At 76.9% G+C, this 264-nt stretch carries 1 pseudogene; it reads left to right on the top strand.

What is annotated here, in order from left to right:
* Positions 1-202: pseudogene (locus tag R0J92_RS23725) on the top strand (histidine ammonia-lyase); the annotation flags it as partial.
* Positions 203-264: the final 62 nt, after the last annotated feature.

The raw sequence follows: 264 nt of genomic DNA, 5'->3' as shown, positions 1-264 counted from the left end.
CCAGGCGCTCGACCTGCGCCGGCCGCTGAGCACGTCCGAGCCGCTGGAGCGCGCCCATGCCGCCCTGCGCGCGATCGTGCCGGCCTGGGGCGAGGACCGGTTCTTCCATCCGGACATCGAGGCGGCGACCGCCCTGGTCGCCGACGGCACGCTCGCCGCGATCGCCGGCGCGCCGGTGCTCGCGGGCGAGGAGGGGGCATGACGGGCGACGCCGACCTCTTCGACCTGGAGCGCGGCACGACGCCGCTGCTGATCGACGTGCCC

The sequence above is a fragment of the Tritonibacter sp. SIMBA_163 genome, assembly GCF_046535935.1.
Lineage (GTDB): Bacteria > Pseudomonadota > Alphaproteobacteria > Rhodobacterales > Rhodobacteraceae > Epibacterium > Epibacterium scottomollicae.
Note: the sequence above shows the minus strand (reverse complement) of the source record. Positions and strands in the feature narration are given on the sequence as shown.